16 protein-coding genes are annotated in these 16,843 nt (G+C 67.6%); 8 read left to right on the top strand and 8 right to left on the bottom strand.

The window, feature by feature from the left end:
* Positions 1-4: 4 nt before the first annotated feature.
* On the bottom strand, positions 5-1,261 hold the full coding sequence (locus tag B9N75_RS13685; protein ID WP_244552364.1) for a heavy-metal-associated domain-containing protein: 1,257 nt from the start codon (positions 1,259-1,261) through the stop codon (positions 5-7).
* 61 nt (positions 1,262-1,322) lie between these two features.
* On the opposite strand from B9N75_RS13685, the gene purM reads away from it, so the two are divergent.
* The 4 genes from purM to B9N75_RS13700 are packed head-to-tail and all read left to right on the top strand — an operon-like array spanning position 1,323 to position 4,033.
* Positions 1,323-2,429 (top strand): phosphoribosylformylglycinamidine cyclo-ligase, encoded by a 1,107-nt coding sequence (purM, locus tag B9N75_RS13690; RefSeq protein ID WP_085219291.1) that lies wholly within the window; start codon positions 1,323-1,325, stop codon positions 2,427-2,429.
* Complete coding sequence (purN, locus tag B9N75_RS14230; protein WP_172840892.1) at positions 2,419-3,018, top strand: phosphoribosylglycinamide formyltransferase; 600 nt, start codon at positions 2,419-2,421, stop codon at positions 3,016-3,018. The genes purM and purN overlap by 11 nt, the downstream gene beginning before the upstream one ends.
* Positions 3,015-3,377, top strand: a complete 363-nt coding sequence (locus B9N75_RS14235) for an MmcQ/YjbR family DNA-binding protein (protein WP_172840893.1) — start codon at positions 3,015-3,017, stop codon at positions 3,375-3,377. Before purN ends, B9N75_RS14235 begins: the two co-directional genes overlap by 4 nt.
* Positions 3,374-4,033, top strand: coding sequence for a hypothetical protein (locus tag B9N75_RS13700; protein WP_244552365.1), 660 nt, complete (start codon positions 3,374-3,376; stop codon positions 4,031-4,033). The genes B9N75_RS14235 and B9N75_RS13700 overlap by 4 nt, the downstream gene beginning before the upstream one ends.
* A gap of 7 nt (positions 4,034-4,040) precedes the next feature.
* On the opposite strand, the gene ndk is transcribed toward B9N75_RS13700, so the two are convergent.
* From ndk to B9N75_RS13715, 3 genes are all read right to left on the bottom strand, one after another.
* Entirely contained in the window at positions 4,041-4,463 is a 423-nt protein-coding gene (gene ndk, locus B9N75_RS13705) for a nucleoside-diphosphate kinase (RefSeq protein ID WP_085219730.1), read from the bottom strand.
* An 89-nt stretch (positions 4,464-4,552) separates the two neighbouring features.
* Positions 4,553-4,990, bottom strand: coding sequence for a DNA polymerase III subunit chi (locus B9N75_RS13710; protein ID WP_085219292.1), 438 nt, complete (start codon positions 4,988-4,990; stop codon positions 4,553-4,555).
* 16 nt (positions 4,991-5,006) lie between these two features.
* Positions 5,007-6,482: a leucyl aminopeptidase gene (locus B9N75_RS13715; RefSeq protein WP_085219293.1), complete on the bottom strand. Its 1,476-nt coding sequence runs from the start codon at positions 6,480-6,482 to the stop codon at positions 5,007-5,009.
* Positions 6,483-6,640: 158 nt separating this feature from the next.
* Here B9N75_RS13715 and B9N75_RS13720 point away from each other — a divergent pair, with 158 nt between their 5' ends.
* From B9N75_RS13720 to rsmA, 4 genes are read left to right on the top strand one after another with little or no spacing between them, the layout of a single operon-like run.
* A complete protein-coding gene (locus B9N75_RS13720; RefSeq protein WP_172840894.1) occupies positions 6,641-8,872 on the top strand; it encodes an LPS-assembly protein LptD in 2,232 nt (743 codons plus the stop codon).
* Between the two features lie 52 nt (positions 8,873-8,924).
* Positions 8,925-10,280, top strand: a complete 1,356-nt coding sequence (locus B9N75_RS13725) for a peptidylprolyl isomerase (protein ID WP_172840895.1) — start codon at positions 8,925-8,927, stop codon at positions 10,278-10,280.
* A gap of 10 nt (positions 10,281-10,290) precedes the next feature.
* Positions 10,291-11,277, top strand: coding sequence for a 4-hydroxythreonine-4-phosphate dehydrogenase PdxA (gene pdxA, locus B9N75_RS13730; RefSeq protein ID WP_085219734.1), 987 nt, complete (start codon positions 10,291-10,293; stop codon positions 11,275-11,277).
* Positions 11,274-12,095: a 16S rRNA (adenine(1518)-N(6)/adenine(1519)-N(6))-dimethyltransferase RsmA gene (gene rsmA / locus B9N75_RS13735; RefSeq protein WP_085219294.1), complete on the top strand. Its 822-nt coding sequence runs from the start codon at positions 11,274-11,276 to the stop codon at positions 12,093-12,095. The genes pdxA and rsmA overlap by 4 nt, the downstream gene beginning before the upstream one ends.
* On the opposite strand, the gene B9N75_RS13740 is transcribed toward rsmA, so the two are convergent.
* The 4 genes from B9N75_RS13740 to B9N75_RS13755 form a co-directional block, all read right to left on the bottom strand.
* Complete coding sequence (locus tag B9N75_RS13740) at positions 12,092-12,598, bottom strand: hypothetical protein (protein ID WP_085219738.1); 507 nt, start codon at positions 12,596-12,598, stop codon at positions 12,092-12,094. The two genes, rsmA and B9N75_RS13740, sit on opposite strands and share 4 nt — an antisense overlap.
* 32 nt (positions 12,599-12,630) lie before the next feature.
* Positions 12,631-13,809: an RsmB/NOP family class I SAM-dependent RNA methyltransferase gene (locus B9N75_RS13745; RefSeq protein ID WP_085219295.1), complete on the bottom strand. Its 1,179-nt coding sequence runs from the start codon at positions 13,807-13,809 to the stop codon at positions 12,631-12,633.
* A gap of 3 nt (positions 13,810-13,812) precedes the next feature.
* On the bottom strand, positions 13,813-15,264 hold the full coding sequence (gene guaB / locus B9N75_RS13750; protein ID WP_085219296.1) for an IMP dehydrogenase: 1,452 nt from the start codon (positions 15,262-15,264) through the stop codon (positions 13,813-13,815).
* Between the two features lie 74 nt (positions 15,265-15,338).
* Positions 15,339-16,832 carry a M20/M25/M40 family metallo-hydrolase gene (locus tag B9N75_RS13755; protein ID WP_085219297.1) on the bottom strand — a complete coding sequence of 498 codons (1,494 nt, stop codon included), beginning with the start codon at positions 16,830-16,832 and terminating at the stop codon, positions 15,339-15,341.
* Positions 16,833-16,843 lie beyond the last annotated feature (11 nt).

Consider the following 16,843-nt stretch of genomic DNA (forward strand, 5'->3'; position numbering starts at 1 on the left):
CGCGTTACTGACCCGGCCGCGAGATGGTAAGCGTGCTGCCCGACCCCGAGACGTTCCACCCCTGCGATTGCAGCGCAGCGGCCAGCGCAGCGCCTTCGCCGGCATAGGTGACGCGCATTACCGAGGTTCCGCCCAGCGCGAGGCTGGTCGTGATCGCCGAGGTGACGCCGGGGACGCGGCTTACTGAGAGTTCGGCCTGGCTCACTGCCGCCGCATTGGGCGTGGTGACCTGGATTGTGAAACTCGTCGCAGCGCCGACCGGCACCGGCGCAGTCGACTGGACCAACGGCGGTGGCGCTGCCGCCGCTTCGGCCGCAGCGTTGGCGGCCTCGATCTGCGCAGCGAGCGCCGCCGCAGGGTCGGGATTGCCGCCCAGCAAGGTCGAATCGACCTTGAGGAAGCCGGCGTTGAGCGCACGCGTATAGGCCGCATCGAGCCGCCGGACGCCCTCGTCCATCATCCGCGGGATCGCGGCGCTGCTGGCGGCGCGCAGCGTGAAACGATCGAGCACAACGCCATCCGGCCCGAAGCGAGCAACGAAATTTCCGATCGCCGGGCCGCCGGGATAGGAGCGGAGAAGCTGCACTTCAGGGATCACCACCCCCGAAGCGCCATATTGATCGAGCAGCATCCGCCACCAGGTCCGGCCGGGGCGATGCGTTTCAGCGGCATTGAGCAGAAGCGGATCGACCCCCGCCCCGGTCGGCCGGACATAATCGATCGCGCTGCCGCCGGTGCGGAACCGCGCCCATGCCCGCTGCCACTCGGTGCGCGACTCGAAGCTCTGCAGCGTCGATCCGGTGAGCATCACGGGGATGGTCAGCATCGGCGCGGAGCGGCGGACGATCCCGCCGACGCCCAGCATCTCGCCCGCGCGGCCGCGATCGAAGAGCACGCCCAGCCGCGCGACGTAGCGCGTGGGGCCGATCTGCTCTTCCTCGATCACGATACCGGTGACGAGGCCGTCGAGCGTCGATCCGGGCAGCGTCGGCGCTTCGCTCAGCGGGCGGCCGGTGGTGCGCGCCCAAAGGGCTTTGAAGCCCTTCGACTGCGCCTCGCGCCAACCGGCGAGCCGCGCCTCTTCGCTGCTCTTGCCGGAGGTATCGACCTCCACGCCCGTCACCTCCAGCGTCGAGGCGCTGTCGACCGGCGGCACGCCGCGATCGGCGCCTTCAAGCTGCGCCTCGACGGCACGCACGCCGACGAAGGCGAGCGCGACGAGCAGCAGCGAGACGAGGAGCGGGCGGGAAAGACGCGTCACGAGGCGCCTTTTGGCGAGTTGGGCGTGGAAATCCAAGCCCCATGCGGCTAGGCGCGGCAAGATGAGCGACACCGACAAGACTTCCGAAGCCTATACCTATGCCAAGGCTGGCGTTTCGATCGCCGCCGGCAATGCGCTGGTGAAGGCGATCGGCCCGCTGGCGAAATCGACCGCACGGCCGGGCGCCGATGCCTCGCTCGGCGGATTCGGCGGGTTCTTCGACCTCAAAGCGGCAGGCTATAGCGATCCGCTGCTGGTCGCCGCGAACGACGGCGTCGGCACCAAGCTCAAGCTCGCGATCGAAAGCGGCCATCACGACGGCGTCGGCATCGATCTTGTCGCGATGTGCGCCAACGATCTCATCGTGCAGGGCGCCGAGCCGCTTTTCTTCCTCGACTATTTCGCCACCGGGCGGCTCGACAACGCCATCGCCGAGCGGGTGATCGCGGGGATCGCCGAAGGCTGCCGCATTGCGGGTTGCGCGCTGATTGGCGGCGAGACCGCCGAAATGCCGGGCATGTATGCCGATGGCGATTATGATCTCGCGGGCTTCTGCGTCGGCGCGGTCGAACGCGGCGAAGCGCTGACCGGCGGCAAGGTCACCGACGGCGACGTCATCCTCGGCCTCGCCTCGTCGGGCGTCCATTCGAACGGCTATTCGCTCGTTCGCCGCCTCGCTGCCGACAAGGGCTGGAAGCTCGACCGCCCTGCCCTCTTCGACAACGAGACTTTGCTGATCGACGCGCTGATGGCGCCGACCCGCATCTACGTGAAGCCGCTGCTGCCCCTGATCCGCGCCGGCCGCATCCATGCGCTGGCGCACATCACCGGCGGCGGCCTTCTCGAGAATATTCCCCGCGTCCTGCCGGACGGTCTTCGCGCGCATGTCGACGCCGGCGCTTGGGAGCAGCCGCGGCTGATGGCTTTCCTCCAGGCGCAGGGCAACATCGAGCCCGAGGAGATGGCGCGCACCTTCAACTGCGGCATCGGTATGGCGCTGGTCGTCCCGGCTGGCGAGGCGGATGCGATGATCCGCGATCTCGAGGCCGCGGGCGAAACCGCCTTCGCTATCGGCCGCGTCGCGGCGGGCACCAAAGGCTGCACCGTCACGGGATCAGACGGAACCTGGAGCGCGCGCGTGGCGTGGACCGCCGGGCATGACGGCTGAGCGCGTCCGCGTCGGCGTGCTCCTCTCCGGCCGCGGCACCAATCTCGCCGCGCTGGTCGAACATCGCCGTCGCGACCCTGATCGCGCGTACGACATCGTAGCGGTCGCCTCGAACGTCCCCGAGGCGCGCGGGCTGGTGCTGGCCAAGCGTTACGGCATCCCCACATGGGCGCAGAGCCACAAGGGGCTCGAGCGCGCGGCCTTCGACGATCTGGTCGATGCCGAGCTGCGCGCTCGCGAGGTGGAGGTGGTGGCGCTGGCGGGCTATATGCGGCTGCTGTCGCCGGAGTTCATCCGCAAGTGGGAGGGCCGCATCCTCAACATCCATCCCTCGCTGCTGCCGCTCCACAAGGGGCTCGACACGCACCGGCGCGCGCTGATGGCGGGAGATCTGGAGGCGGGTTGCTCGGTCCACGTTGTCACCGAGGACCTTGATGACGGTCCGGTCGTCGCGCAGGCCCGCGTCCGCATTGCCGCCCGCGACGATGCCGATTCGCTCGGCGCGCGTGTGCTGGCCGAAGAGCATAAGCTCTATCCCGAGGCGCTCAACGCGTTCTGCCGCGCTTTCATCGGGCGACCCCCAGAATGAGCGCAACGCTCGATCAGGTCCGCGCGATCTGTTTGGCGCTGCCGGAAAGCGCCGAGAAGATTTCGCACGGCATCCCGGCCTTTTCGGTCGCCGGCAAGATGTTCGCCTATTTCCGCGACGATCATCACGGCGATGGGAAGACGGTGGTGTGCGTCAAGACCAGCGGACGCGAAGAGCAGGATCTGCTGATCGAGGCGGACCCCGATCTCTATAGCTGGCCGGCCTATATCGGCCCCTCCGGCTGGATCGCGATCAACATCGCGCCTGAGAACACCGACTGGGATCATGTCGGCGACCGTATCGCGCAGAGTTGGGAGTTGGCCGCGCCGCGACGGCTGCTGGAAGCGGGCGGGCGTTGAGCGAGACCCCAAAAACGCCCGAGGAGAAGCGCGAGGCGGCCGCAATCCGCCGCCGCTGGATAACGCTGGGCGAATTGCTGGCGGTGGCCGCGGTGGTCATATCCGCGCTCACTTTCTGGAACAGTTATTCGGAGCGGCGATCGAGCGATGCGACGCGCGCCGCCGAAGCCGAAGAGCGCGCCGCTGCCAAGGCGAGGGATGCCGAGCGCAATCGCCGGATCACGCTGCGCGCGGCCATCGCGGAGGACGGCCGCACGCTGACGGTCGCGCCGGTGGATGAAGATCAGGCCGTCCAGAGCCTGGCCATCGCCTTTCCCAAGGATCTCCGCGCCGCACCCATCGACGCGGTAATCGAACCGCGGATCGAGTCGCGCTGGCTGCGTGACGCGGCCCGTGCGGCGCGCCGCCTGTCGGGCCGCGAGAACCAGCCGGGAGACCGCCGCCTGCCGGTGGCGATCACCACTCGCTTCATCACCGACGGCGAGACCTTCACCGACGTGACGCTCTACGACATCGGCTACCGGATCGACGGTAGCCTGTTGGGCGGCACCGAGGTCACGCTGCGCGGCCTATCCCAACTGGAACGGGCCCGGGCGTCAAACGCCCAGGCCCGTCTCGATGCGATCTGGCAATCGCGGCGCTCCTCACGCCGCTGACCGCCGGTCAGCCGACGATTTCTTCCGGCTTGAAGAAATAGTCGATCTCGATCTTCGCATTCTCGTCGCTGTCCGATCCGTGGACGCTATTCGCCTCGATCGATTCAGCCAGTTCCTTGCGGATCGTGCCCGGCTCGGCATTCTCGGGGTTGGTCGCGCCCATGATGTCGCGGTTGCGCTTCACGGCGTCCTCGCCTTCCAGCACCTGCACGACGACGGGGCCGGAGATCATGAAGCTGACGAGATCGTTGAAGAACGGCCGCTCCTTGTGAACGGCGTAGAAGCCCTCGGCCTGATCCTTCGTCATGTGGATGCGCTTGGACGCGACGACGCGAAGGCCTGCCTCCTCCAGCATGCGGGTGACGGCGCCGGTCAGATTGCGGCGGGTGGCGTCGGGCTTGATGATCGAAAAGGTGCGTGTCGTCGCCATGGCGGTGCGAGGCTCCATCATATCGGGTGGATGTCGGGAATCGGCGGCTCTCTAGGGCCGACCCGGAAAAAGGGCAAGCGCGAGGGGCGTTACGGCCCTTCGATCCAGCGGCCGCGGTCGTCCTGCTTCCAGAAGCGCCGCTCGACACCTTCGCGCCCGCCGAGCGCCCTCCACGCCCCGCGCGCGTCGTCCAGCCTCGCCGAATCGAAGAAATAGAAGGCGCGCTCGAAGCCGAGCGCCTCCTCGCGCCAGATCCCGTCGGCGATCGCCACGTTGCGCGCGCCGTTCACTGCGGCTGGTCCGGACGAAAGCAGCACGGGCTGCTCGGCATCGCCCTCCGCGCCCGCCCGGCCGTGCGGCAGGAAACTGTCGGGCCGATAGGTCCAGAGCTGCGCGTCGATCCGCGCGAGCAGGGCTTCTTCGCCGACGACGAGCAGCCGACCGCCGCCTGCCACCACCTTTTCCGCGACGGCAGGCAGCACTCGCTCCAGCGGCGAGGCGGCAAGGTGATAGAAGTCGACGGTCACGCTGATCGTGGCGGCATCAGCTTTCGTAATTGTCCGCGACGAAGCGGTCGAGCAGCGCGACGCCGAAGCCGGTGGCGCCCTTATCCCACAAGGTGCCGGGTTTGCTCGCCCAGACGGTCCCCGCCACGTCGAGATGCGCCCACTTCACACCGTCCTCGACGAAGCGCTGCAGGAAGGTCGCTGCGGTGATCGATCCGCCTTCGCGCGGGCCAGTGTTCTTCATGTCCGCAATCGGCGAGTCCATCAGCTTGTCGTAGGCATCGCCCAGCGGAAAACGCCACAGCTTGTCGCCGGTCTTCATGCCCGCATCGGCCAGCTTCTCGGCCAGGCCGTTGTCGTTGGAAAACATGCCCGCATATTCGAAGCCCAGCGAGATCACCATCGCGCCGGTCAGCGTCGCGAGATCGACCATCACCTCGGGCTTGAACTCGCGCTGCGCCCAGGTCATCGCGTCGCACAGCACCAGCCGTCCCTCGGCATCGGTGTTGATCACCTCGATCGTCTGGCCGGACATGGAGGTCACGACATCGCCCGGACGCTGCGCATTGCCGTCGGGCATATTCTCGACTAGCCCGCAGATGCCGACGACGTTGGCCTTGGCCTTGCGATCGGCGAGCGCCTTCATCGCCCCGGCCACCGCGCCGGCGCCGCCCATGTCCCACTTCATTGCCTCCATACCAGCGGCCGGCTTGATCGAAATGCCACCGGTATCGAAGGTAACGCCCTTGCCGATGAGCACGACGGGCTTTGCCGATCCGCCGCCGTTCCAGCGCATCACCAGCAGTTGCGGCGCCCGCACCGAGCCCTGCGCCACGCCCAGCAGTGCCCCCATGCCGAGCTTCGCCATCGCCGGACCGTCGAGCACGTCGATCTCGACCCCCGTGCCGGCGAGCGACTCCCGAACGCGGGCGACGAAGCTTTCGGGGTAGATGATGTTGGCGGGCTCGGTGACCAGCTCGCGGGTCAGCTTTACGCCCTCGAGTAGCGCGGCCTTGCGCGCCCAGGCTTCCTCCGCGCCGCCGCCAGCGCCCACCACGACCACCTCGGCCAGCGTCGGCTTCGCCTTCTTGCCGAGCTTGGTGCGGTATTTGTCATAACGCCAGCCGCGCGCCGCCGCGCCGTAGGCGATGCGCGCGGCTTCCTCGCCGCCGAGATCGAGGCCGGAGACGTCTACCACCAGCTTGACCTCGCCCGAGCAGAGCAGCCGAGCGCTTAAAGCTCCGCCGATCCGCTCGTAAAGCGCCTCGTCGTCGCGCTTGCCGCCGAGGCCGATGAGCAGCAGCCGCCGCGCGGAATCGCCTTCGTTGACGAAGCTCTCGGCGATCGTCGCCGCTTCGCGATCGAAACGCTGCGCGTCGGCGGCGCGGATCGCGAGCTGGCGCCCCGCCTCGTCGAAGCTGCTCAATCGATCGGCGATCTGATCCTCGCTCCATAGCGGGATGGCGAGCGCATAGGCGCCTTCGGGACGGCGATCGGCGAAGCTGATCTTCATGAAGCGATGACCTTATTTTACGATGAGTGGAAAAACGAACGGTTGCCGCCTGATAGGCAAAGTGGGTGGCAAGCGCAAAGGGCGGCGCTTCGCCATTGCGGCGCCGCGCGGCGGGTGCGATAGGCCAAGGCGTCGCGCGTGCCACAGCGGCGGGGATTGTGAAGACCTTTCGTTATCTGAGCTGGACGGCCCTGCCGCTGTTGTTGTGCGTAAGCGCTCCGCTTCATGCGCAGGCACTCTTGCGTCTCGCGCCCCCCAACCCCGCGACGCAGCCGGCCCAGGGCGAGGAGCGGCAGGTCGATTTCGGGGCCGGCGAGCTCGTCTACGACAGCGATGCCGACATCGTCACCGCCAGCGGCAACGTCCAGATGACGACCGAGGGCAATGATCTTCGCGCCGATACCGTCACCTGGAACCGCAAGACGGGCGAGGTCCGCGCCGAAGGCAGCGTTCGCGTCACCAATCCGCAGGGCGACATCGCGTATGGCGACAGCGTCGAGCTGACCGACACGCTGAAGGACGGCATGGTGAAGAACCTGCTGCTCGTGCTGGAGGACGGCGGCCGTCTTGTGGCGGACAATGCGCGGCGCGAGAACGGCTATACGATCGTCAGCAAGGCGGCCTACACGCCCTGCGCAGTGGTGGATTCGGACGGTTGCCCGAAGAACCCGAGCTGGAAGATCACCGCCGTCGAGGTGACCCACGATCCGGTGAAGGGCCGGATCAGCTACAAGGGCGCCAGCCTTAACCTGTTTGGGCTGCCGGTCATTGCACTGCCCGGCCTGTCTCACCCCGATGGCAGCCGCGGCGGCGGCAGCGGCATCCTCGTCCCCGACATCCGGATCGACCGCACCAACGGCCTCGAAATCGCGCTGCCATATTACGTCCAGCTTGCGCCGAACCGCGATCTCACCATCACACCGCACGTCTATAGCGAAGTGCTGCCGATGGTGGACGTCCGCTATCGCGAGCTTACCGATCTCGGCGCCTATCAGCTCGGCGGCTACGTCACCTACGGCTCACGTCTGCCGGTCGGCGTCGTCGCTGGCCCGCGCGACCGCGGCATACGCGCGTATCTCGAGGGCAACGGCCGCTTCCAGCTCGACCCCAAGTGGAGCATCACCGCTTCGGGCCGCTACGTCACAGACCGCACCTTCCTCCGCCGCTACGACATCTCGCGCGATGACCGGCTGCGCAGCGTCGTCGATGCCGAGCGGATCGACGACGACAGCTATATCTCGATCGCCGGCTGGGCATTCCAGGGTTTGCGGATCACCGATACGGCGGGCCAGCAGCCCGTCGTGCTACCGGCGGTCGACGCGCGCTTCCGCTTCGACAATGTCCTCTGGGACGGCCGCGTCGAACTACAGGCGAACAGCCTCGCGATCCTACGCACCGAGGGCCAGGACACGCAGCGCGCCTTCGCCAGCGCACGCTGGGACCGGCGCAGCATTACCAGCTGGGGCCAGGAGTTGACGCTAACCGCATTCGCGCGCGGCGATATCTACCACACCAGCGACACCGAACTCACCAGCACAATCGCCTACCGCGGCGACGAAGGCTGGACCGGCCGTGCGATCGGCGCGCTTGCCGCAGATCTCCGCTGGCCGTTCGTAGGCGAATTCCTGAGCGGTACGCAGCGGTTCACGCCGCGCGTGCAGGTCGTCGCCTCGCCGCCGACGAAGAATCTTTCAATCCCCAACGAGGATGCGCGCGCGGTCGATCTCGAGGATTCGAACCTCTTCTCTCTCAACCGCTTTCCCGGCTACGACCGATGGGAGGACGGCACGCGCATCACCTATGGCGCCGAGTGGGACTTCGACTTGCCCGGCGTGGCGGTCGGCACGACGATCGGCCAGAGCTACCGCCTCTCCGACAAGCCGAGCATCCTGCCGCCCGGCACCGGCCTTTCGGACCGTTTCTCCGATTTCGTCGGACGGACGACGGTCAAGGTCGGCCGCAAGCTCAGCCTCGTCCACCGCTTCCGGCTCGACAAGGACAATTTCGCGGTCCGCCGCAACGAGATCGACGCGGTCATCGGCGGCCGCCAGACGTATCTGACGCTTGGCTATCTGCGCTTCGACCGCAACATCGATCCGGCGATCGAGGATCTGCGCGACCGCGAGGAAATCCGTGTCGGCGCACGAGTCCGCTTCGCCAATTACTGGTCGATCTTCGGCTCGACGGTGATCGACCTCACGAGCGCGCGGGAAGACCCCGTTTCCAATGCCGACGGCTATGAGCCCGTTCGCCACCGGCTCGGCATCAGTTATGATGACGATTGCATAGAGCTTGGCGTCACGTGGCGGCGCGATTATGAGACCGCGGGCGACATCCGCCGAGGAAACACCTTCCTCTTCCGGGTGGCGCTCAAGAACCTGGGCCGCTAAGCTGGTGTTCAGCATGCGAGAGGCAAGATCGCGCCCTGCATTTATCGGAGGAATGATGAAGCTCGGCACTCATGGCAGGGCGGCGTTTTTGCTGGCTGCTTCGCTCGCGGCCGTGGGCGCCGTGGCACAGACGGCACCCGTTGATCGCGAGCCTTCGGCCGGCGCCAACACGCCGCTCAACCTGCCCGCCAATCCGGAGTTCTTCGGCCAAGGCGATCCCAATGTTCGCAAGGCAACCGCGATCGTCAACGGATCGGTGGTGACGGGCACCGACGTCGATCAGCGGCTGGCGCTGCTCGTCATCGCCAACAATGGCCAGATTCCCGCTGAGGAAATGCCGCGGCTGCGTGCGCAGGTGCTGCGCAACATCGTCGACGAGACGCTGCAAATCCAAGCGGCGGAGGCGGTCGACATCAAGGTCGAGCCGCGCGAAGTCGATGCTTATTATGCGGAGTATGCCAAGAACCTTGGGCGGAATGTCGAAGAATTCGGCAAATTCCTGACCGAGAATGGCGCATCGGAGCGGTCAATCAAGCGGCAGATCCAGGGCGAGATCGCTTGGCAGCGGCTGCAGAGCCGGAACATCCGTCCGTTCGTCAACGTCAGCGACGAGGAAGTCCGCTCGGTGATCGAGCGGCTGGAAGCGTCCAAGGGCGCCCAGGAATATCGCATCGCTGAGATCTTCATCTCGGCGACGCCAGAGACCGCGGCCGAGACGCAGGCGAACGCGGCGCGCATCGTCCAGCAGATCCGCGGCGGTGCATCGTTCCTCGCTTATGCCCGTCAGTTCTCCGAAGCCTCGACGGCCGCGGTCGGCGGCGATCTTGGCTGGGTGCGCGCCGAGCAGCTTCCGGACGCCTTGGCGGCCGTGGCGCGGCAGATCCCCGTCGGCCAAGTCAGCGACCCGATTCAAATCCCCGGCGGATTTTCGATCCTCGCCGTGCAGGATACCCGCCAGGTGCTAACCGCCGATCCGCGCGACGCGCAATTGAGCCTCAAGCAGCTTGCGGTTCGCTTTGCGCCGAACACCAACCGCGATCAGGCGGCGGCGAAGGTGGAGGAGCTGACTCGCATCAGCCAGAATATGGGTGGCTGCGGGCGCGCCGAAGAGGCTGCGCAGCAGATCGGCGCCGAAGTCGTCGCCAACGATCAGGTGCGCGTCCGCGATCTTCCGCCCCCGCTGCAGGAAATGATGCTCGGCCTCAACATCGGCCAGGCGACCACGCCGTTCGGCTCGATCGAGGAAGGCGTGCGCGTGCTCGTCCTGTGCGGGCGCGACGATCCGCAAACCAACGGGGCGCCGTCGTTCGATCAGGTCTATGCGCGGCTCGACGAGGAGCGCGTCAACCGCCGCGCACAGCGCTATCTCCGCGATCTTCGCCGCGACGCGGTGGTCGATTATCGTTGAGGCCGTGCCGATGACCCCGCTCGCCGTCGCGCTGGGCGATCCGGCCGGCATCGGCCCGGAGATCATCGCCAAATCTTGGCAGGAGCGCCATACGGCGGACGTTCCACCCTTCTTCGCCGTGGGCGACGAAGGCGCGGTGCGTGCCGTGTGGGACGGCCCGGTGCGCGAGATCAGCGATCCAGCCTTGGCGGCGGATGCCTTCCACGATGCCCTGCCGATCCTGCGCGTCGGCGCGGAGGCCGGGATCCGCCCCGGCGCGCCCGATACCGACGGTGCGCGCAACTCGCTCGACGCGCTCGAAATGGCGACCGGGCTCGCACGCTCGGGCGCCGCATCGGGCCTCGTCACCGGCCCGGTGTGCAAATCGCAGCTCTATGCGATTGGGTTCACCCACGCTGGTCAGACGGAATTCGTCGCCGAACGTTGCGGCGTGTCCGGGGACATGGTGGCGATGATGCTCGTCGGCCCGAGCCTGCGCACCGTGCCTGTGACCGTCCACCTTCCCCTGCGCGACGTGGCAGACGCGCTGACCACTGATCTGATCGTCGCGCGAGGGCGCGCCACCGCGCGCGGCCTGACCCGCCAGTTCGGCATCGCCGCACCGCGCATCGCCGTGTGCGGTCTCAATCCCCATGCCGGCGAGGACGGTGCGCTGGGCCGCGAAGAGGCGGAGATCATCGTCCCCGCGATCGAGCGGCTGCGCGACGAAGGGATCGACGTTTCCGGCCCCTACCCCGCCGATGCGATGTTCCACGCCCGCGCGCGCGCGCGCTACGATGCCGCGCTCTGCATGTATCACGATCAGGCGCTGGTGCCGCTCAAGACGCTGCATTTCGACGAGGGCGTCAACATGACCTTGGGCCTTCCCATCGTCCGCACCTCGCCCGATCACGGCACCGCTTTCTCGATCGCCGGGCAGGACGTCGCCCATCCCGGCGCGATGATCGCCGCGCTCAAGACCGCCGCCGCCTGCGCCCGCCGCATAGGCACGGCGTGAAAGACTTGCCGCCGCTGCGCGAGGTGATCGCGCGGCACGGCCTCAGCGCCTCCAAGGCGCTGGGCCAGAACTTCCTGCTCGACGGTCAGCTCCTCGCGCGTATCGCCCGCGTTCCGGGCGATCTCGACGGCGCACGCGTCTACGAGGTCGGCCCCGGCCCCGGCGGCCTCACCCGCGCGCTACTCGACGCCGGCGCCAGCGTCGTCGCTGTCGAGCGCGACCGGCGCTGTCTCCCCGCGCTCGAAGAGATCAACGCAGCGTCGGATGGGCGGCTGCGGGTGATTGAGGCCGATGCGCTGACCATCGACGAGGCGGCCGAAGCCGGTCGCGGCGCGCATATCGTCGCCAACCTGCCCTATAATGTCGGAACGGCGCTGCTCGTCCGCTGGCTTGGCGGCGAGGCCTGGCCGCCGTGGTGGTCGTCGCTGACCCTGATGTTCCAGCGAGAAGTCGCCGAGCGCATCGTCGCCAAGCCGAACAGCTCGGCCTACGGTCGGCTCGCGGTGCTGGCGCAATGGCGATCGGAAGCCAAACTCGCGATGAAGGTCCACCGCTCCGCCTTCGTCCCGCCGCCCAAGGTCATGTCGGCGGTCGTCCACATCGTGCCCGGCGAACAACCCGACGGGGTGCGTGCTGCGACGCTGGAAAAACTTACGGCAGCCGCCTTCGGCCAGCGGCGGAAGATGCTGCGCCGCAGCCTCCAGGCGCTGCCGGACGCGCTTACAGCGCTGGACACATTGGGCATCGATTCCGAACGGCGCGCGGAGACGCTATCTGTCGTAGAATTCGTCGCGATCGCGCGGGAGATCGACGCCTAGTTTTTGATTTCGGGCACCTTGGTCGCGGCCTGCGCGGTCACGACTTCAGCCGGTGGCCCCTTGGCGATCGCCGCCGCCAGCGTCGTTGCCTGCGGGCACGGCTCCTTGCAGAGCGTCTTGATCCGCTCGAGATTGCGCTTTGCCCGCTCGACCGCACCGCGCTCGACCATCGCCTCGCCCTGCCCGGCCAGTGCGCCGACGTCGTTGGGCTCGAGCTTCAGCGCCTCGGCATAGAGCTTGGTCGCCTTGCCGGGCAGCTTCTGCCCCTGCGCGACCTTGGCGAGCGCGACATAAGCAGCGCGGTTGCGCGGATCGACCGCCAGCGCGGTTTCCAGCGCGTCGGTCGCCTCGACGTAGCGCGCCGCAGCGGTGAGCGACTGCCCTTCCTTGAGCAGCGCGAGCGATTTCGGATTGATCTGGTCGTCGGCGCGCTGGCTGTGCCCCGCGCTCGCCATCGTGGCCACCGCGATAGCGACGGAAAGAGCAACGGGCGTCAGGCGCATCAAGGTCTCCATAATCCTGCCGGACCGGGAACCTAGCATGGCGCCCGCCAGCGTGCGACGAAAAAGCCGTCGGTCCGGTCGTGTGCCGGGGTGAGCAGCCGCCCCGACCCCGCCGGACGGCCCCAGGATATAGGGGGCAATTCCGATACGAAGGATGAACGGCGGCGCGTGAAGGCGTCCGCCTGCCCCCGCCCTTCCTCGGCCAGCAGCGAGCAGGTGACGTAGACCAGAGCGCCGCCGGGCCGGACCAGCCCCGCGCCGAGATCGAGCAGCCGCGCCTGCAGCAGGGTCAGCCGCTCCAGCCGTTCCGGAGTAAGCCGCCACCGCGCTTCCGGGTTGCGCCGCCAGGTGCCGGTCCCCGAACAGGGCGCATCGATCAGCACCACATCCGCCGCGCCCGCGATATCGGCGAGCGCCTCGGCCTCGCGCCGTGGATCGAGCAGCCGCGTCTCGGCGATTGTGATGCCGCCGCGCACCGCCCGCTCGGGAAGCCGCGAAAGCCGTCCCCGATCCGTGTCGCAGGCGATGATCCGGCCACTGTTGTCCATCTCCGCGGCGAGCGCGAGTGATTTGCCGCCGGCCCCCGCGCAAAGATCGACCACGGTCATGCCTGGCGCGGCACCGCAGGCGATCGAGACGAGCTGGCTTCCCTCGTCCTGTACTTCGATTTGCCCAGCCGTCCAGGCGTCGCTGGCCTCCACCTGCGTGCCTTCCGGCAAGCGCAGGCCGATCGGCGATAACGGGGTGGGCTCCGCTCCCGTGATGTCGAGAGCATCGCGCGTGGCGCGCAGCCGGTTGACGCGGACATCGAGGGGCGCGCGATCGAGCAGCGCGGCGATCTCGGCATCGTCGAGCAGCGGGTCGAACCGAGGCAACAGCCACTTCGGCGCCGCAGACGCCGCAGCAGCCTCGTCACCTGCTTCGATCTGTGTTGGTCCGTGCGGCGATCCGTCGAACAAGGCCGGAAGCGCCGGATCCTCCCCGGCAAGGCCGAGCAGCGCCGCGCGGCCGGATGCCGGCACCTCGCCGCTGCGCCGGATCGCGCGATAGACGATATCGCGCACTGCACGGCGGTCCTTGGACCCCGCATAGCGCCGCGTCTTGAAATAGCGTGCGATGAGCGTGTCCGCCGCCGCGCCCTCGGTGCGCGCAGCGGTAATGATCTGATCGAGCAACTCGATGGCCGCCTGCGCCCGCGCTGCAGGAGTCATGGCTTACCGCGTCGGATAATTCGGCGCTTCGCGGGTGATCGAGACGTCGTGGACATGGCTTTCGCGCAGGCCCGCATTGGTGATGCGGACGAAGCGCGCGTTCTTCTGGAGATCGGCAATGGTTTCCGAGCCGGTATAGCCCATCGCCGCCTTCACGCCGCCGACGAGCTGGTGGATCACGTCCTTGGCGTGGCCCTTGTAGGGCACCTGCCCTTCGATGCCTTCCGGCACGAGCTTGAGCTGATCCTTGATATCCTGCTGGAAATAGCGGTCGGCCGATCCGCGCGCCATCGCGCCGACGGAGCCCATGCCGCGGTAGCTCTTGTAGCTTCGGCCCTGGTAGAGAAACGTCTCGCCCGGCGCTTCCTCGGTGCCGGCAAGCAGCGATCCGATCATCACGGTCGAGGCACCCGCCGCGAGCGCCTTGGCGACATCGCCCGAGGTGCGAAGACCACCGTCGGCGATCACCGGCGTGTCGCCCGCAGCCGAAGCCGCGTCGAGGATCGCAGTGAGCTGCGGCACGCCGACGCCCGCCACGACGCGCGTCGTGCAGATCGAGCCCGGGCCGATGCCCACCTTTACCGCATCCGCCCCAGCGCCGATCAGCGCCTTGGTCGCTTCGGCCGTCGCGACATTGCCGGCAACCACCTGAACCGCGTTGCTGAGCTTCTTCACCCGCTCGACAGCCTTGGCAACGTCGCGGTTATGACCATGCGCGGTGTCGATGACGATGAGGTCGCATTCGGCGTCGATCAGCGCTTCGGTGCGCTCGAACCCCTTGTCGCCCACCGTCGTCGCCGCGGCGACGCGAAGCCGCCCGGAAGCGTCCTTGGTTGCGTCGGGATAATTGACCGCTTTCTCTATGTCCTTGACGGTGATGAGGCCGATGCAGCGGCGGTTCTCGTCCACCACCAGCAGTTTCTCGATCCGGCGTTGGTGGAGCTGGCGCTTGGCCTCCTCCTGCGTGACGCCGGGACCGACGGTCACAAGATCCTCGGCGGTCATCAGCTCAGACACCGGCTGGCGGGGATTTTCGGCAAAGCGCACGTCGCGGTTGGTGAGGATGCCAGCCAGGCGTCCCGACGCGTCCGTCACAGGAATGCCCGAGATGCGGTGGCGCTTCATCAACTCGAGCGCGTCGGCCAGCGTCTGGTCGGCCGTCATCGTGATCGGGTTGACCACCATCCCGCTCTCGTAGCGCTTCACCGCACGCACCGCCGCCGCCTGCTCGTCGACGTCGAGATTGCGGTGGAGTACGCCCAGGCCGCCCAATTGCGCCATGACGATCGCCATGTCCGCCTCGGTCACGGTGTCCATCGCCGAGGACAGGATGGGGATGTTGAGCGCGATCTCCTTCGTCACCCGCGTCCGCGTATCGGCTCCGCTCGGCAGGACGCTCGATTCCGCGGGCTGGAGCAGCACGTCGTCGAAAGTCAGGCCTAGGCGAATATCCATGAAAGCGTCTCGTGTCCGGGATTCGAAGGGTGCGGTCCTATAGGAAGCTTGCGGCGGCGGGACCAGAGCCTGATCTAATGGCCCGCAGGCTTGCCGGGCGCATAGATCGCCGGATCGGCCAGCCGCCGGGCCACTTCCGCCAGCAATGTCGTGTCCTCCGCCGCACCTTCAAGCACCAGCGGGCGCGAAAGATCGTCGTCGGGCTTGTGGTAGGAGCCCGTGAGGAATGCGCCGAGGACGTCGAGATCCGAGAAGGCGCCCCCGATCATCACCGTCGGCACGCCCGCGCGGGTGAGCGCCCAGCCGTCCTGCCGGGTGATGAGCGCATTGGCACCGTCGTCCTGGTCGATCGTCCGGCCGAGCGTCCGCGCGACTTCGACGATGATCGGGTCCATCTGCGTCGTGCCGCGCCCCATGATCGCCACCGGCGCTCCTGCGGGCATGATCGCTACGGTATCGATGTTGATCGCGCCGACGATCGACTCGAGCGGTACGGTCGGCCGCTTGGCGAAATATTCGGCGCCGAGCAAGCCGATCTCCTCGGCGGTGGTCGCCAGTACCAATATGTCGCGCGGCGCGCGCTGCTTGCCCGCAAGCCGTTTCGCGGCCTCGACAATCATCGCAATGCCGCTCGCATTGTCGACGGCGCCATTGCAGATGCGGTCCTTCGCACTCTGCGGGCGGCAGATGCCGAGATGATCCCAATGCGCAAGCAGCAGCAGCGACTCCCCAGTCTCGCGACTGCCCTTGATGCGGCCGACGACATTGTGGCTTGCGATGCGCGTCACCTGCGTTCGGACGTCGGCGCTCATTCTAGGCTTGAGGCGGACGGCGCGGAAGGCTGGGCCGGAGTCGCGATTCATCAGCGTGTCGAGGCTGTCGCCGCCGCGGTCGATCACCCGGCTCGCCGCCGCCAGCGGCATCGCGCCGAGCACCGGCGGCATCACATCGATCGCCAGCCGGTTCTGACCTCTCTTGTAACCTGCGGTGACCGCCGACCACGGCGTGTCCTCGCCGACGATGGCGATCACCGCGTCCGCGCCTGCCGCCGTCACCGCCGCAACGCGCTGGGCAAAGCTCGGGAAGTCGGCCACTTCGGGCGCATCGTAGAGGATCAGCGCCACCGCGCCCTTGAGGTCGGCGCCGGCAAGCTGGTCGATGTCCTTGGCGCGATCGACATAGCCGTGACCGACGAACCAGAGCGGCGCATTCGCGATCCGCTGCTCCGCCTCGCGGCCGAGCAGGACGATATTGCCCTGGTCGAAGGCGATCGGCTGGCCGTCGGCGACCCATTGCACGCCGTGGCTTTCGGCCGAACGGCGCAGGATCTCGACCGGCTGATACCAGCTTCCTCCACCCGCCGCCGGCTGTAGACCGGCCTTCTGGAGTTGGGTCGCGATATAGTTGATCGTCTTGTTCTCGCCCTCGGTGCCGGGCGCCCGACCTTCGAAAGCATCGCTCGCCAGCACCTCGATGTGGCGCTTCAGATCCTTGGGCGTGACCGCCTGGGCGAGGAGCGGCGATGAAACGAGGAGGAGCGGGAGAGCCGCAAGGACGCGTCTGATCATGGCGCGGCTTA

This window comes from Allosphingosinicella indica, assembly GCF_900177405.1.
GTDB lineage: Bacteria > Pseudomonadota > Alphaproteobacteria > Sphingomonadales > Sphingomonadaceae > Allosphingosinicella > Allosphingosinicella indica.

What these genes read in the sequence shown, in the direction of transcription:
- purM (WP_085219291.1), top strand. Translation starts at nt 1,323, where the DNA reads ATGAGCGACACCGACAAGACTTCCGAAGCCTATACCTATGCCAAGGCT.
- purN (WP_172840892.1), top strand. Translation starts at nt 2,419, where the DNA reads ATGACGGCTGAGCGCGTCCGCGTCGGCGTGCTCCTCTCCGGCCGCGGC.
- B9N75_RS14235 (WP_172840893.1), top strand. Translation starts at nt 3,015, where the DNA reads ATGAGCGCAACGCTCGATCAGGTCCGCGCGATCTGTTTGGCGCTGCCG.
- ndk (WP_085219730.1), bottom strand. Translation starts at nt 4,463, where the DNA reads ATGGCGACGACACGCACCTTTTCGATCATCAAGCCCGACGCCACCCGC.
- B9N75_RS13715 (WP_085219293.1), bottom strand. Translation starts at nt 6,482, where the DNA reads ATGAAGATCAGCTTCGCCGATCGCCGTCCCGAAGGCGCCTATGCGCTC.
- B9N75_RS13725 (WP_172840895.1), top strand. Translation starts at nt 8,925, where the DNA reads ATGATGAAGCTCGGCACTCATGGCAGGGCGGCGTTTTTGCTGGCTGCT.
- pdxA (WP_085219734.1), top strand. Translation starts at nt 10,291, where the DNA reads ATGACCCCGCTCGCCGTCGCGCTGGGCGATCCGGCCGGCATCGGCCCG.
- B9N75_RS13740 (WP_085219738.1), bottom strand. Translation starts at nt 12,598, where the DNA reads ATGCGCCTGACGCCCGTTGCTCTTTCCGTCGCTATCGCGGTGGCCACG.
- B9N75_RS13745 (WP_085219295.1), bottom strand. Translation starts at nt 13,809, where the DNA reads ATGACTCCTGCAGCGCGGGCGCAGGCGGCCATCGAGTTGCTCGATCAG.
- guaB (WP_085219296.1), bottom strand. Translation starts at nt 15,264, where the DNA reads ATGGATATTCGCCTAGGCCTGACTTTCGACGACGTGCTGCTCCAGCCC.
- B9N75_RS13755 (WP_085219297.1), bottom strand. Translation starts at nt 16,832, where the DNA reads ATGATCAGACGCGTCCTTGCGGCTCTCCCGCTCCTCCTCGTTTCATCG.